Here is a 14,855-nt window from a genome sequence, read left to right on the forward strand (position 1 = left end):
TTTCGTCGATTCTTTGGGTCAGGGTCAGAGTGTCCAACGTCGGCAGCGGTAACGCGCACAACAATTCGATACGGCGTTTCAACAGGCTGTAAACCTCGAAAAACAATTTCTTGCGTTGCTGTTCCGAGCCGTAGAGTAGTGCCGGGTCCGGTACGCCCCAATGGGCTCTTGCCCGTTTCGGCCAGACCGGACAGGGTTCGCCGGCCGCTTTGTCGCAAACGGTGAACACAAAATCCAGTGGCGCCTCGGCGCCGCTGAATTCGGACCAATGTTTGCTGCGCAACGGCCGCGTGTCGTAACCCAACTGCTCCAACAACTCGATGGTCAACGGATGCACGCTGCCAGCGGGTTCGCTGCCCGCGCTGAATGCCTGGAATCTGCCGCTGCCCACTCGATTGAGGATGGCCTCGGCCATGATGCTGCGCGCCGAGTTGGCCGTACACAGAAATAAAACAGTCGCAATTCGTTCCGGCATCGAAAAATCTCAGTGATCCGAGCCGACCAACTGTTGCAGGCGGGCGATTCCGACCGGCTCGTCCTGTAGCAACGGTACCACGGCGTAGCGTGGTGCATGGCGCTTGGCGACGGCGGCAATTTCTACCAGTTCGTTACTGGCGCGTTGCCGCAATAGCGGCGAGGTCGCATGGGCGGCGGAGATGCTGTTATTGATTATCCAGGCCCAGGGCTCGATACCCGCCCGGCGCAAATCCTGTTGCAGATTGGCGGCTTCCAGCACCGGCGTGGTTTCCGCCACCGTGGCAATCAGCACTTTGGTTTGCCGGCTATCCTGCAATTGCATCATCGGCGTCAGATAGTGAATACCGGGTTGCATTTGCCGCGCGACCTCGCGATGGTAGGCGCCGGTGGCGTCCAGTAGCAATAACGTATGGCCGGTCGGCGCGGTATCCATCACCACAAATTGCCGGCCGGCCTCGCGGATGATGCGGGAGAAGGCCTGGAACACGGCGATTTCCTCGGTACACGGCGAACGCAGATCTTCTTCCAGCAGCGCGCGGCCTTGGGCGTCCAGGCGTGCGCCTTTGGTAGCCAATACCTGCTGGCGGTAGCGTTCGGTTGCCTCGGCCGGATCGATCCGGCTGACGGTCAACTGTTCCAGAGCGCCGGCCAGCGTTTCCTGCAAATGCGCGGCGGGATCGGAGGTCGTTAAATGCACCGGTAGGCCGCGCCGGGCCAGATCGACCGCAATTGCTGCTGCCAGCGTGGTCTTGCCGACACCGCCTTTGCCCATCAGCATGATCAGGCCGTGACCTGCTTGGGCGATTTCTTCGACTAATTCGGCCAAACCGGGATGAGCGTCGGGCCGGCAAGGCTGAGCGGCCGGGGCCAGGCCTGCGCCGTCGCCGGTTAGCAAGTGGCGCAACGCAGCCAATCCCACCATGTTGAAGGGCCGCAGCATCACTGTGTCGCGAGGCAAGGCGGCGAGGACGTCGGGCATGTTCGCCAATGCGGTTTGTTCGCGTTGATGAATCGCCATTGCCAGCGGGTCGTCGGCGACTTGCTCGGCCGGCAGTATCGCGTTGATCAGCAAATATTGATTGCGCAGGCCGATCTCGGCCAGTTCCCGATGGGTTCGCGCCACTTCCCGCAATGTGGATTGCTGGGCGCGAGCCACCAGAATCAAGCGGGTACGGGTGCTGTCCGCCAGTGCATCGACCGCGGCTTTGTACTGAGCGCGCTGTTTGTCGAGGCCGGCCAGTGGCCCCAGGCAAGAGGCATCGCCTTTGCCCGCTTCCAGAAAGCCGCTCCAGGCGCCGGGCAATTGCAACAGGCGGATGGTGTGGCCGGTGGGCGCGGTATCGAAGACGATGTGGTCGTAACCGGCTACCAACTCGGCATCGGTTAATAAACCGGTGAATTGGTCGAAGGCGGCGATTTCGGTGGTGCAGGCGCCGGAGAGCTGTTCCTCGATCCCCTTGACCACGTTATCCGGCAACAAGCCTTTGACCGGGCCGACGATGCGGTCGCGGTAAGCTTGGGCGGCGGCTTGCGGGTCGATTTCCAGGGCGCTTAAACCGGAGACGGCGGGAACGGCGGCGATGCGATTGCCGATGTCCAGGCCGAATACCTGGCCGACGTTGGAGGCGGGGTCGGTGCTGACCAATAGCACTTTAGATCCGCTATCGGCCAAATGAACGGCGCTGGCGCAAGCCACCGAGGTCTTGCCGACGCCACCCTTGCCGGTGAAAAACAGAAAGCGCGGCGCTTGCTGCAGAAAGTTCAAGGCAGTCCCCGCCCGATCAGCAGCAGCGGCTGCCGCTGCAGCAGGCCGCTTCCGGTTTGTCCGTCGCCGTGTCGAGCGCGGCCCAGCGTGCCAATTCGTTTCGATTCGGATAGCGGCCGGTCAAGGCAATTTCGCCGTCGACTAAAACCAGCGGTAATCCCTCCGCGCCCGACCGCTCCAGGAAAGCTTTTACAACCGGATTTTCGGCAAAGGCCAAAGGCTGTTGCGCCAGATTGAAACGTTCGATGGCGGCACCGCTTTGCTGGGCCCAGGCGATTTCGGCGGCGACATCGACCAGTTGCTGATCGACGTCCACGCCGCAGACGCCGCTACTGCAGCACAGTGAGGGATCGAATATTTGAATGCTGCTCATGGCTATTCTCCTGGTGGTTAAGGTAAAGACACGCCGATCCGGTCCATTTCCGCTTTCAACCGTACCGGGTCGTTTTGCAATTCGGTCAACGGTAAAGCGAGAAATTGTTCGATGCGATAGCGCAGAATGGCGTAGGCCGTTTCAAATGCGGCTTTGATTTCAGCTTCGGTGCCTTCGGCATGGGCTGGATCTTCCACGCCCCAATGGCTGCGCAGCACTGGGCCCAGATAGGCTGGGCAAGTTTCGTTGGCGGCATTGCCGCAGACGCTGATAACGATGTCGGGCGTGACCGGCAGATCGTTCCAGGACTTGCTGTAGTAGCCGGCGGTGGCAATGCCTTTTTCCTCCAGCATGGCGACGGCGCCGGGATTGAGCCGGCCAAGCGGCTTGCTGCCGGCGCTGATGGCATGCCAACCTTGCGGCGCCAGATGGTTGAAAATCGCTTCGCCCATCAGCGAGCGGCAGGAGTTACCGGTGCAAAGAAAGAGAACGTTAATCATAGATCGGGGTGCTGAATTGAAAACAAAGCTTGGATTAGGGTTATGGTGAAGAGCGATCGCTCCGGCAATCGCCCGGATTTCATGTTTGGGGCTCGCAGCGGCTGACCGAGGCCGCCGAACAGTCGTTTCCGCCGCAGCAGTTCTCGCTCAAAAATGCCAGTAGCTCGTTCATCGCCGCGAAATTGGCCGAATAGATCACGAAGCGGCTTTCGTTGCGGGACTCGATCAAACCGGCATGGACCAGTTCTTTCAAATGAAACGACAACGACGACGGCGAAATTCCCAGCATTTCGCTGATCTTGCCTGCCGCCAAACCGTCGGGCCCGGCCTGGATCAAGGCGCGGAACAGCGATAAGCGGGTCTCTTGCGCCAATGCGGCGAGGGCGGTAACGGCGGTTTTATTTTCCATATTTCAAAATTAGTTGAAATATCAAAATAAGTCAACCCGTTTCACGAATTTGTCATGTTCGGCGGTTAAGCTGCGGGTTTGGATAATCACATTCGAGGCCAGTCAATGAATAAACCCAAACCAAGCAAATTGGCCGCGGCGCTGGGCGCTTTCGGTTTCGCGCTCTCGGTTGCCGCGCTTGCCGGCGGCGATCACCAGCGCCGTCACGATCACGTTCCCGCCAATCAGGTGCCGGCGTCGGCCAGCGAATGGTTCCGGGTCGGCGAAATGGCGGTGAGGGCTAATAAACGGGATGCAGCCAATCTGCGTAGAGCCAAAAACGTGATTCTGTTCGTCGGCGACGGCATGGGAGTGTCCACCGTCACTGCAGCGCGCATCCTGGAAGGCCAATTGAATGGGCGTGATGGCGAATTCAACCGGCTCAGTTTCGAAAGATTCGGTAATACCGCGTTGTCGGTCACTGCCAGCGCCAATCAGCAAACCTCGGACTCGGCGCCGACCGCGACGGCAATGGTGACCGGAATCAAAACCAACGATGGTGCCATTTCGGTCGACCAAACCATCAATCGGCTGGAGCCGAATGCGGATGTCACCGCTGCCAAAACCGTGAAAACTATCCTCGAACGCGCCGAAGAGCGGGGCATGGCCACCGGTGTGGTAACCACCGCGCGCTTCACCCACGCCACTCCGGCGGTGAATTACGCCCATAGTTCCAACCGCGACTGGGAGGCCGACAGCAATCTGCCGGCCGGCGCTACTGTAAAAGACATCGCCCGGCAATTGCTCGAGTTCCCCTACGGCGACGGTTTGGAAGTAGCCTTGGGCGGCGGCCGCAGCTACTTCATGCCTAATACCGCCGCAGACCCGGAATATCCGACGCAAAAGGGCCGCCGGGCCGACAGCCGCGACTTGACCGCCGAGTGGACGGCGAAATACAACAACTCGGAATATGTTTGGAACCAAGCCCAATTCGACGCGGTAAATCCGGCCAAGACCGACCACCTGTTGGGCTTATTCGAACGCTCGCACATGCGTTACGAAGCGGATCGCAAGGACGACGCGGCGGGCGAGCCTTCGCTGGCGGAAATGACCGAAAAAGCCATCAAAATTTTGCAAAAAAACCGCAAAGGTTACTATCTGATGGTCGAGGCCGGTCGGGTCGACCATGCTCACCACGCCGGCAACGCTTACCGGGCATTGACCGATGCGATTGCGCTGTCCGACGCGGTTAAAAAAGCCAAGCAACTGACCAACGACAAGGACACCTTGATCCTGGTTACCGCCGACCACAGTCACGTGTTCACCATTGCCGGTTACCCGTCGCGCGGTAACCCGATTCTGGGTAAAACGGCCGTCGACGGCGTCGCAGCGAAAGATGCGCTGGGCTTGCCGTACACCACCTTGTCCTATGCCAACGGCCCGGGCTGGACCGGCGGCCAGCAGCGCAAGGAATTCAACCCTGCCAACGAAAGCACCGCGGCGGCAGCCTATACCGGTAGCAAACTGCGCCCGGATTTAAGCGCGGTTGACACCGAAAACCCTAACTACATGCAGGAAGCGACCGTGCCGATGGGTTCGGAAACCCACGCCGGCGAAGACGTGGCGATTTATGCCGACGGTCCCGGCGCCTACCTGGTGCGCGGCACGCTGGAGCAGAACGCGATTTATCACATCATGGCCGACGCGCTGGGCTGGAACGACCACCGCTAACGCCATTTGCATTCATTGCCGGGGACGGCTCGACGGTCCCCGGCTTTTCTCCTGTCTCCCGCCGTCACAGACTTTATGCCGCAAAACCCAGCCTTGATATCCAAACCATTAATCCGTCCCGCAACTGTTTCCAGAGTTCGTGCCGAACCGCTTGGCTGCTCTCGGAAGAGCCTTGTCGAGCTACAAGCAGGGGTTGGACGCGCTCGAGGCGAACGCATACCAAGGCTTCCTAAGGCAGGGTCGATAATGGCCGCCGTCGCCGTGTCGGCGATTTTGGCGGCTTGCGGCCACGCGCCCGTTCGTCAGGTTGCAGCCGGCGCAACCGTCGATCTGGCGGCTGACAGATTGCCGGCCGCCGCCGCGGAATATCGGACTACGGTCGCTATGCAGTCTACCGAGCATTCACATGCAGCCGAAGTTTTGCCGGCCGAGGCCGTGCTTTGGCGGTTTTGGCGCGATGCCGACCAAATCGTCATCGAGCGGCCGCAGCTTGGTTTGGGCGAACTCTGGCAGCGCGACGGCAAGTCTTTGATCCATCGCAAGTTGTATCACGCCGAACGCCGGGCAATTGAATTTCAGGAGGACGATTTGAAAATGCTCGGCAGCCATCCGGCCTGGAGCAAACTGGGGCTGTTACTTGATCCGGCGATTTTGGCGGGTTTGATAGCCGAGGAGGCGACTGAGTCGGATGGAACGTCGGTTCGTGAGTATCGCGGTTCGGCGGCTGGGGCCGAATGGCATGTGATTGTCAGGCTGGATCTGGCGCTGCCGGTGCTGATCGAACGGGAAACCGGTGGCTTATCGGAGCGCACCGAGCTGCTACAGGCCTACGTGCTCGCTGCCGCGCCGTGGCCGCCAACGGCCGGCGACAGCTACGACAACATCGATTACGCCGATTTGGGCGACAAGGAATACGATCCGTTTGTGATCAAGGTGCAAGCTCAGTATGGGCATGATCACGGCCACAGCCATTGAGCATTTGCTGACGGATTACCTGCGCCGCGCTGAAATCGCTGCTGTCGCAGCTTGAGCCTGGTTTTATGCCCCAGCCGCCAGATCAGCTCGCCGCAACGGCAAGTTGATCGGCGCCGGACTGGTGAGGGCGGCGTTCAGCCGTGAGTGCTGAAACGACTCGATCTTTCCTCGTCGTCGAAAATCGGTTCGCCCCGACCCATCACGCTGTCTTTGCCGGAAGCCACCAAGCGAATCAAAGGTGCGGCAATTTCATTGCCGACATTGAGTTGCGCCAGAGTCGCCTGCAACAATTCCACGGCCACGTCGTACACCTCGTCGATCGGATTGAGCCTTAAAAAATGAGAATGGGCCGGGCATAACATGGTCAGGCGCGGTACTTCTGAGTCGTCGCCGACGATATTGCCGTTCATCAACGTTCCCAAGAAGGCGAAGTCGCGGTTGTTCACCAAACTCGGTTTGGCGTTGCCGCGGGCAAAAGCCGCCGTAAATGCGGCGTCCGCAAGTTCGGACAACGTCTGCGGTTCGACTGGCTGGACCGTCAGTAACGCACTCAGTAACCGCTTCAACGGTGCTGCTTGTTCGGCTAACGGCCTATCGTAAAAATAGCGATTGATTCGATAGTCGTCGCGCATTTTGGCATACCAAACATCGATAATCTGGGTGAGCAATTGATCGTCCAAACTAATTTTTAAGGGGCTATTCATATACTACTCCGCTCAGGTGAATGAACTACCAGGATTTCGAACTCTACGCCGACTCACAATGTCAGCCAAGATTGGCGGCGAGCTCAATCGTCATGGAGACGGGCGTAAAAATCATGGCACATATTGCCTAGGATTCCAGGGTTATTGAATAAAGCAATGATTTGGGCAATTGGGATTGTCAAATTGGCCGTTGATGGCCGAAGGACGGATTACTAGCAGCGGCCGAGGTAATTGGGTATCAGGCCGAAAACGGGTTATGCCGGTAAACACCGGCAGGCCTTATAAAAATCAGCCTGGCGTCCGCTTTGCTGAGCCGCGGGTAGTGGCCAGGAATTACTGTACGCAGACGGTAAATGTTGAAGTAAGGCCCGATTGCCGGCGACCGCTAGCGGGAAGAGGTTGAAACCTGCGGGCGGTGCGCCAATTCCCGCATACGGTCCTTGGGAATGCTTGTGCGATGCGGCGTAGCCGGTCCAATCGGAATATTCCACCACATTACCGGCAACACCGCGAAGGATGCAGCTCAGGCAGTACCCGTGCGACCGCGGTGGGTGTACGCTTCGCGCAAGTATCCATCCCGGCGGCGCCCGGGCAGGTTTATTCGGTGGCGGGAGCCTGCTGGGCAGGTTTGGCTTCGGCCTTTTTCGGCTTTTTTTTCTGCGACCGGTATTTCAGCCGTTGCGCCTGGGTGGCATTATCCTTGGTAACGCGGCCGGCTTCGTTACCGCTCAGGTCTACGCGGATTGCGCCTTCGACCAGGCAGGCCCAATAGCGGTTGCCGGTGCACCAGGTTTTGATGGCTTCAAGCAGAGCGTCCTTGGCGATGCCGAGTTGTTCGGACTGTTCGATCAAGTCGTTGTGGATGCCTATTTTGAGCGGTACTTTCGGATTTGGGCTTTTCGGAAAAATAGCCGGAAAACGTTTCTGCAACTGGCCGATGGTTTGTACGACCGGATCGATATCCGGACTCGGCGCTTGGTGCCGCTTTTTCTTCTCTTGTTTTTTCGCTTTTTCGGCAGCGGCTTGTTGCGCCAGTTGATCCCGCAGCGATGCTAATTGTTCGAACCCCATACGCAACCCGATAATTTACTTGAAATGCGCATTGTACAACGATGCGGGCGGCGGTGAAATTTACCGCGTAATTAATAAGGTTTATTGGCCGGCCGTGTCGCGGGCCAGCGCTGAATAGGAATCTCCGCCGATAACGCGGACCGGTTTGAACGCCGGCCGATACGGCGCTGTTTCGATTAATCAATTTTTACATTCGGCGAACGTCGGTTTACTTTCAGTTGGGCATACTTGAGACTATGTTTTTGGATTTTTCCGTTACCCGTGCCGGAGTTTCGCGCCGATGTCGATTTTGATGAGGTTATTCCCGTGCTTTCGCCTGATTCCGGCGATTCTGCTGCTGCCGATGCTAAGCGCCTGTTCAACTCGGCCGAGCTTGCCGGGTCAGGAGGAGCAGGCCGAGAAATTGCAGGAGGCGATGCAAAGCGGAGCTTATCGGCCGGCAGGCAATTTCGAGCTGGAGTCGGTTCGCGACCGTTGGTTGCACGATGGCGTCGAGCTGGACGTGGAAATGCTGGCGCCGAAAGCCGCGGGCGTTTACCCGTTGGTGATATATCTACCCAGCATCGGCGAAGACGCCGGGGCCGGCAGGTTATGGCGGCAAAGTTGGGCCAAGGCCGGTTATGCGGTATTCAGCGTACAGCCGGTGGAAATAGCCCAGGCTTTGAAAGCGTTGGAAGCGGAACGTAAATTCGATCCGCCGGATGCGGGCGGCCTCGGCCCGGCCGAGGACCTGGACGAGGAAAACCCGCCGGCGCGCGAACAGGTCGGCGAGTCTTGGTTCGGCGAAAAACGCCCGCGGCAATCGCGTTCCGCGCGCAGCAGCGAATTGCATTACGTCGGCCACCAATATTTTGCGCCGGATCGTTTAAAAAGCCGGCTCGGGCATTTGTACTGGGCTTACCGGCAACTGAAACTCAGAGCCGAGATGCGGGTGCCGGGATTTGCCGCTGCCGATTTTTCCAAAGTGGTTTTGGCCGGTTACGATTTGGGCGGGCAAACCGTTTCCGCTGCCGCCGCAGAAGCGTTTGCAGGCGATATGCCTGACCGCGGCGATTTGCAACCGGTCGCGGCCATCGTGTTGAGTCCGTCGGTCGATTTGGCCGAAGGCCAAGTGCGGGGCCGGTTTCAAAATCTGTCCTTGCCGATGCTGAGCATCACCGGTAGCGAAGACAACGATCCGTATGCAATCAGCTCGGCGCCGGTCAGAACCGCTTTGTGGGAATACGCGCCGGCCGGCGGCAAGTACCTGCTTCTGTTACAGGGCGGCGGGCATAAGGTGTTGGCCGGTTCCGAACTTGGCGGTCGTTTTGCTGCGGCCGAGCGGCGCAACGACGCGCCGATGGCGGAGGGTCTGCCGCCGGCCGCCGGCCGTCGCCGGGGCGGCATGGGCGGCCCTCAAGCCGGCGGCGAGTCCTGGTTTGGCGGCTCCCGCGCTGAAGAAACTCGGCGTGACCAGGGCTACAAGCAGGTTGCCGCCGTCATTGCCAGCACGACGGCATTTTTGGACATGGTCGTAAAAAACGACGTGTTCGCCCAGGCTTGGCTGCAGGAAAAAGCCAATCCCTGGTTGGGGCGGAGCGGGTCGCTGAAATCCCGCTAGCGCTAGCCGGAAAATACCCAGCTTGGCCTCAGGCCGGTTGCTTCGCAGGTCGGGGCAGCCACCGCGCCCGTAATCGATCCCGATGGATATAGAGCCACTGAATGGCGATGATCGGAATACCGGATTCGATTTCGTGCCGTTCCAGCATCGCGAACACATCCTCGAACTTGACCGCGCTGACCCGGATGTCCTCGTCTTCTTCGTCCAGGCCGTGAATGCCGCCGACGTGGCTGCTGTCTACCCGGCCGCAAAACAGCGTGATCCATTCGGAGGCACCGCCTGGCGTGGTGAAGAACTGCTGGATTTCGATCAAATCCAGAATCTCGCAGCCGGCTTCTTCCCGCGCTTCGCGGTAAGCGACCTCCTCGGCGGTTTCGCCTTCCTCTATGGCGCCGGCCACGATCTCTAATAGCCAGGCCCGTTGCGGCTGCAAAATCGCGCCGACCCGGAATTGTTCGATGATAACGACTTCGTCGCGGTCGGGGTCGTACAGCAGCACCGCCACGCAGTTGCCGCGGCGGAATAATTCCCGCGTCAGCGGCTGGCTCCAGCCGCCCTTGAACAGCGTGTGCCGCAGCGTATATTGCTCGAGCCGGAAAAAACCGTGGTAGACGGTGCGGCAATCCAGTATTTCGAAACGCTTGTCGCTCATCGGCCGTAAGTCACTCGGTAAATCACACCCAGGCTGTCGTCGCTGATCAGCAAGCTGCCGTCCGGCAGTTGCAGTACGTCGTTAGGCCGGCCCAATACCTCGCCCTTCGGCGTCAGCCAGCCGCTGATGAAAGGCTGTTCGTTATAGGGTTGGCCTTCGCGGAATTTGACGATATTGACCTGGTAGCCTTGCGGTTCGCTGCGGTTCCACGAGCCGTGCTGAGCCACGATCAATTGCCGGAAATAGACGTCCGGGAATTGCTTGCCGGTATAAAAACGCATGCCCAGCGGCGCGATGTGGGCTTTATAGCGCCAGACCGGCGCCGCGTATTTGTAACATTCCTTACCGGCGCCGAATTCCGGATCGGCAATATTGCCGGCATGGCAGTAAGGAAACCCGAAATGTTGGTTGGTTGGGGTCCATTCGTTCAGCTCGTCGGGCGGCACGTCGTCGCCCAGGTGATCGCGGCCGTTGTCGTTAAAAAACAAATGGCCGGTCCGGGTTTCCCAATCGAAACCGACGGTGTTACGGATTCCGCGCGCCAGTATTTCCAAATTGCTGCCGTCGCGGTTCATCCGCAGCAAGGAGCCGTAGATCGGCTTTTCCGGATCGCAGACATTACAAGGCGCACCGACCGCGGTGTACAGTTTGTCGTCGGGGCCGATACGTAAATATTTCCAACCGTGGTGGCGGTCGGTCGGAAACTTGTCGTACACGGTTACCGGTTTTGGGGGATTGGCCAGCCGCATGCCGATTTCGTCGAAGCGGATGATGCGTTGGATCTCGGCAACATACAGCGAGCCGTCTTTGTAAGCGACGCCGTTAGGCAAGTTCAGTTGTTCGGCGATGACGAAGCGTTGTTCGGCGACGCCGTCGCCGTCTTTGTCTTGCACTGCGTAAACATTGCCTTGGCGAGAGCCGACATAGACGACGCCCTTGTCGCCCAATGCCATCTGCCGGGCATTCGGCAGATTGTCGGCAAAAATCCGGATATTGAATCCCGGCGGCAAGCGCAATTGCTTCAATACCGCCTCGTGTTCCGGGCTGGCGGCCAGCGTTGGCAAACTCGTAACCATGAGCAATAGCAGCGACTTTATTCTTTTCATTTTTACCTGCCTCTGAGTAAACTTTGAATGATGTTAACACTCTATAGCCTTGAATTTAATCTTTCGGCGCCCCAAATCGCCTCCACACCATAACAACACAGGAAAGTTACGCCATGATGAGAATATTGCTGTTTTTGGCTACCAACGTGGCCATCATGATTGCGATCAGCATCATTTTTAACGTTTTAGGCTTGAAAGGTGCGCTGGACGCTCAAGGCGTACATCTGAACATCGAAGGTTTGCTGGCGACTTCCGCCGTGATCGGTATGACCGGTTCGGTGATCTCGTTGTTCATGTCGAAATGGTCGGCGAAAAGCGCGATGGGCGTGCATGTGATCGAACAGCCGCAAAATCAGACCGAACAGTGGTTGGTCAGCGTGGTATCGCGGCAAGCGCAAATGGCCGGTATCGGCATGCCGGAAGTGGGTATTTTCGACGCGCCGGAAGCCAACGCCTTCGCTACCGGAGCCAATCGCGACAATGCTTTGGTGGCGGTCAGTACCGGCTTGTTGAGGAGCATGAATGCCGACGAAGTCGAAGCGGTGGTCGGCCACGAGATCAGCCACGTCGCCAACGGCGATATGGTGACGATGGCGTTGATGCAGGGCGTGGTCAACACCTTCGTCTATTTCTTCGCCACGATCATCGGTTATGTGGTTGACCGGGCGGTGTTCAAAACCGAACGTGGTTACGGCCCGGCATACTACATCACGCAAATGGTCGCACAGATTGCGTTGTCGATTTTGGCTTCGATGCTGGTGATGTGGTTCTCGCGTTACCGCGAATTCCGCGCCGATGCTGGTGGTGCCCAATTGGCCGGCCGGCAGAAAATGATCAGTGCCTTGCGCGCTTTGCAGCGTGCGCACGAACCCGCTCAATTGCCCGGCGAGTTGGCGGCATTCGGTATTAACGGCGGCGGCGTGCAACGTCTGTTTATGAGCCACCCGCCTTTGGAAGAGCGCATCGCCGCTTTGCAAAACGCCCGTTAGTCTCCAGGTCAGTTGAGCCGGGCCGTCCCGGTTCGGCTTTTTTATGGCAAACCACTTTATCCGCTTCCGACTCGCTCTCAGTTACGGCCAGTTTCTGGCCGTTTACCAAGGCCAGGCCAAAACGGCCAGCGCGGTCGCCGACGACGGCCGCCGCATACAGTTTCCGGCCGGTAATATTCAACGTTATCTCACCAAAAACGGCATTCAGGGTTATTTCGAAATGGAACTGAGGCCGGGCAACAAATTCGTCGGGTTGCGGCGGTTGGACTAGTCCGGCCTCGCGTCTCGGGCCGACTCAAACCTTGGCGGCCTTCGCCCGGTACATGGCTTGGTCGGCCTGTCTGATCAAATCGTCCCAGGATTGTTTGCCGCGGCGGTAAATCGCGGTGCCGATGCTGACATCCAGCGTCAGGTAGCCAATGGCCGAGGCGTAGGGCGCGATCAGGTTTTCGTAGACTTTGTCGATTACCGCGTTTAACTGTGCCGAATTTTCGATGTCGGTCAGCAATACCAAAAATTCATCGCCGCCGTAACGGCAAGCGGTATCGCAATTGCGGATGCAGGCTTGCAGCCGGTTGGCGACGTCGCTCAACAGGCGGTCGCCGGCCGCATGGCCTAAGGTGTCGTTGACGGCTTTGAAATCGTCCAGATCGATGAACAACAATGCCAGATGCGAGCGCTGGCGGTTTGCCAGCGCCATGGCCTGTTGCAACCTATCCTGCAGCAGCGTGCGGTTTGCCAGTCCGGTCAGAGCATCGTGGTGGGCGGCATGTAAAGCTTGGCGATAATTTTCGCCGGCTTCTTGCAATTTTTGGCTTAATTCACTCCGGTCTGCTTGTAACGTCTCGAGTTGCCGCCTGGCGTCGGCCAATTGTTGTTGGCTCAGCGCCAGCGCCTTTTGCAATTCGGCAATCTCGGCGAAGTTTTGGTTTAACCGTTCGCAAGTGTCGGGCGCGGCGCAACAGGAGGCCGGCTCTAGCCATTGCGAGGCGAGAATGCCGTCTGGACCGGAAAGGGTCGGAATTGGATTCAAGAAAAGAGTGGGTTCGTTTTTCATGGTCAGCTCTGTCGGTAAAGGGGTTGTATTTGCCGTTTTCCGGCGACTTTTTTACCGAATCGATCAAGAGCCGTGCCATTGCGGATTTAATCGAATCAAGATGCTGCAATTCATTGAAATGATATTGTTTTTATTGTAAAGCAAGGCGGGAGTGGCGATTCAGTAGCGACGGCAGCGGGCCGAGCGGGACGAAATATCGCCAATCGTACGATATTTCGTAGTTTTGGCGTCCGGCAAAACGATGGGTTGCCGGCTTATGCGTTAGCGTTGGCGGAAGCGGATGTCGCCGAACAGTTCCTTAAATTGTTTCGGCTGGCAGCGCCAATATTGGCGCGGAGCTTCAACCCGGGCGCCGAGTTTGGCGGCGGCATGCCAGGGCCAGCGCGGATCGTAAAGAATACCGCGGGCGATCGCGACCAGATCGGCCCGGCCTTCTGCAACGATGGCTTCGGCCGCTTCCGCTTCGGTAATCAAGCCGACCGCAACCGTCGGTAGCCCGCTGGCGTGGCGAATGGCTTCGGCCAGCGGTATTTGGTAGTTGGGGCCCACCGGGATTTTCTGCTGCGGCGACAGGCCGCCGCTGGAGACGTGAATGAAGGCGCAGCCGCGAGCTTTCAATTCGTTGGCAAACACGATGCTTTGCTCGACGTCCCAACCGCCGGCCACCCAATCGGTCGCCGAAATCCTGACTCCGATCGGTATCCGCTCGGAAACCGCGGCACGCATCGCTGCGAACACCGCCAGCGGAAAGCGCATCCGGTTTTCCAGTGAACCGCCAAATTCGTCATCCCGCAGGTTGGCCAGCGGCGACAAAAACTGGTGTAACAGATAGCCGTGAGCGGCGTGGACTTCGATCGCGTCGACGCCGATCTGTTGCGCCCGTTGCGCCGCCGATACGAAAGCCTGTTCGATTTGCGCCAAGTCGGTTGAGCTCAGTTCGACCGGCGGCGGATCGCCCGGCATGAAGGCCTGCGGCGAAGGGGCAACGGTCGGCCAGCCGCCGTCGTTTTTGCCCAGCAGATGTCCGCCGTCCCAAGGTGCTGCGGTAGAGGCCTTGCGCCCGGCATGCGCGAGTTGCAGCGCAATCGGCATTGGCGAATATCGCCGAATCGAATCCACAATCTTGCCTAGTGCTGCCGCGCAGTTGTCGGACCAGAGACCGAGGTCGGCCGGTGAGATGCGGCCGCGGGCTTCGACTGCGGTGGCTTCGATGATCAGCAGGCCGGCGCCGGACATTGCCAGATTGCCGAGATGCATTAAGTGCCAATCGGAGGCAATACCGTCGGCGGCCGAATATTGGCACATCGGTGCGATGACGATCCGGTTCGGCAAGCGTAACGGGCCTAAAGAAAACGGAGTGAATAACTGGCTCATGGCGGGTGTTGGGGCAGTTTACTTGGCTGAGATGCCAGTCTATTGGCTGGCGGCCGGATTGGCAATGCTGCCAGCGCTGCCATGCGTGTCATT

Annotated in this window: 16 protein-coding genes; 5 read left to right on the plus strand and 11 right to left on the minus strand. The window is 58.7% G+C overall.

Annotation, left to right across the window (positions count from 1 at the left end; all coding sequences use genetic code 11):
• The 5 genes from NP603_RS15265 to NP603_RS15285 all read right to left on the minus strand — a co-directional run.
• Nucleotides 1–475: arsenate reductase ArsC (locus NP603_RS15265; protein ID WP_256611794.1), on the minus strand; the 475-nt coding region annotated here is incomplete at its 3' end.
• Between the two features lie 9 nt (nt 476–484).
• On the minus strand, nt 485–2,242 hold the full coding sequence (gene arsA, locus NP603_RS15270; protein WP_256611795.1) for an arsenical pump-driving ATPase: 1,758 nt from the start codon (nt 2,240–2,242) through the stop codon (nt 485–487).
• 16 nt (nt 2,243–2,258) lie between these two features.
• Nucleotides 2,259–2,615 (minus strand): arsenite efflux transporter metallochaperone ArsD, encoded by a 357-nt coding sequence (arsD, locus tag NP603_RS15275; RefSeq protein ID WP_256611796.1) that lies wholly within the window; start codon nt 2,613–2,615, stop codon nt 2,259–2,261.
• A gap of 17 nt (nt 2,616–2,632) precedes the next feature.
• Complete coding sequence (locus NP603_RS15280) at nt 2,633–3,115, minus strand: arsenate reductase ArsC (protein ID WP_305891450.1); 483 nt, start codon at nt 3,113–3,115, stop codon at nt 2,633–2,635.
• 79 nt (nt 3,116–3,194) lie between these two features.
• On the minus strand, nt 3,195–3,524 hold the full coding sequence (locus NP603_RS15285; RefSeq protein WP_256611797.1) for an ArsR/SmtB family transcription factor: 330 nt from the start codon (nt 3,522–3,524) through the stop codon (nt 3,195–3,197).
• Between the two features lie 105 nt (nt 3,525–3,629).
• On the opposite strand from NP603_RS15285, the gene NP603_RS15290 reads away from it, so the two are divergent.
• Nucleotides 3,630–5,234 (plus strand): alkaline phosphatase, encoded by a 1,605-nt coding sequence (locus NP603_RS15290; protein WP_256611798.1) that lies wholly within the window; start codon nt 3,630–3,632, stop codon nt 5,232–5,234.
• 246 nt (nt 5,235–5,480) lie between these two features.
• On the plus strand, nt 5,481–6,209 hold the full coding sequence (locus NP603_RS15295) for a hypothetical protein (RefSeq protein WP_256611799.1): 729 nt from the start codon (nt 5,481–5,483) through the stop codon (nt 6,207–6,209).
• A 134-nt stretch (nt 6,210–6,343) separates the two neighbouring features.
• Here NP603_RS15295 and NP603_RS15300 read toward each other — a convergent pair whose 3' ends face one another.
• Both NP603_RS15300 and NP603_RS15305 read right to left on the minus strand, forming a co-directional pair.
• Nucleotides 6,344–6,913 (minus strand): hypothetical protein, encoded by a 570-nt coding sequence (locus tag NP603_RS15300; RefSeq protein WP_256611800.1) that lies wholly within the window; start codon nt 6,911–6,913, stop codon nt 6,344–6,346.
• Nucleotides 6,914–7,510: 597 nt separating this feature from the next.
• On the minus strand, nt 7,511–7,984 hold the full coding sequence (locus NP603_RS15305) for a ProQ/FinO family protein (protein ID WP_256611801.1): 474 nt from the start codon (nt 7,982–7,984) through the stop codon (nt 7,511–7,513).
• A 280-nt stretch (nt 7,985–8,264) separates the two neighbouring features.
• Between NP603_RS15305 and NP603_RS15310 the strand changes: the two genes are divergently transcribed.
• A complete protein-coding gene (locus NP603_RS15310; RefSeq protein WP_256611803.1) occupies nt 8,265–9,584 on the plus strand; it encodes an alpha/beta hydrolase in 1,320 nt (439 codons plus the stop codon).
• 28 nt (nt 9,585–9,612) lie between these two features.
• Here NP603_RS15310 and NP603_RS15315 read toward each other — a convergent pair whose 3' ends face one another.
• Together NP603_RS15315 and NP603_RS15320 are read right to left on the minus strand one after the other, a co-directional pair.
• On the minus strand, nt 9,613–10,236 hold the full coding sequence (locus NP603_RS15315; protein ID WP_256611804.1) for an NUDIX domain-containing protein: 624 nt from the start codon (nt 10,234–10,236) through the stop codon (nt 9,613–9,615).
• Nucleotides 10,233–11,342 (minus strand): PQQ-dependent sugar dehydrogenase, encoded by a 1,110-nt coding sequence (locus tag NP603_RS15320; protein WP_256611805.1) that lies wholly within the window; start codon nt 11,340–11,342, stop codon nt 10,233–10,235. The genes NP603_RS15315 and NP603_RS15320 overlap by 4 nt, the downstream gene beginning before the upstream one ends.
• Before the next feature lie 113 nt (nt 11,343–11,455).
• Between NP603_RS15320 and htpX the strand changes: the two genes are divergently transcribed.
• Together htpX and NP603_RS15330 are read left to right on the plus strand one after the other, a co-directional pair.
• A complete protein-coding gene (gene htpX / locus NP603_RS15325; protein ID WP_256611806.1) occupies nt 11,456–12,331 on the plus strand; it encodes a protease HtpX in 876 nt (291 codons plus the stop codon).
• A gap of 43 nt (nt 12,332–12,374) precedes the next feature.
• Nucleotides 12,375–12,602, plus strand: a complete 228-nt coding sequence (locus NP603_RS15330) for a DUF2835 domain-containing protein (RefSeq protein WP_256611807.1) — start codon at nt 12,375–12,377, stop codon at nt 12,600–12,602.
• Nucleotides 12,603–12,626: 24 nt separating this feature from the next.
• On the opposite strand, the gene NP603_RS15335 is transcribed toward NP603_RS15330, so the two are convergent.
• Together NP603_RS15335 and NP603_RS15340 are read right to left on the minus strand one after the other, a co-directional pair.
• Complete coding sequence (locus NP603_RS15335; RefSeq protein WP_256611808.1) at nt 12,627–13,388, minus strand: diguanylate cyclase domain-containing protein; 762 nt, start codon at nt 13,386–13,388, stop codon at nt 12,627–12,629.
• A 261-nt stretch (nt 13,389–13,649) separates the two neighbouring features.
• Nucleotides 13,650–14,762, minus strand: coding sequence for an NADH:flavin oxidoreductase/NADH oxidase (locus NP603_RS15340; protein WP_256611809.1), 1,113 nt, complete (start codon nt 14,760–14,762; stop codon nt 13,650–13,652).
• Between the last annotated feature and the right edge of the window lie 93 nt (nt 14,763–14,855).

The organism is Methylomonas aurea, from assembly GCF_024505045.1.
Lineage (GTDB): Bacteria > Pseudomonadota > Gammaproteobacteria > Methylococcales > Methylomonadaceae > Methylomonas > Methylomonas aurea.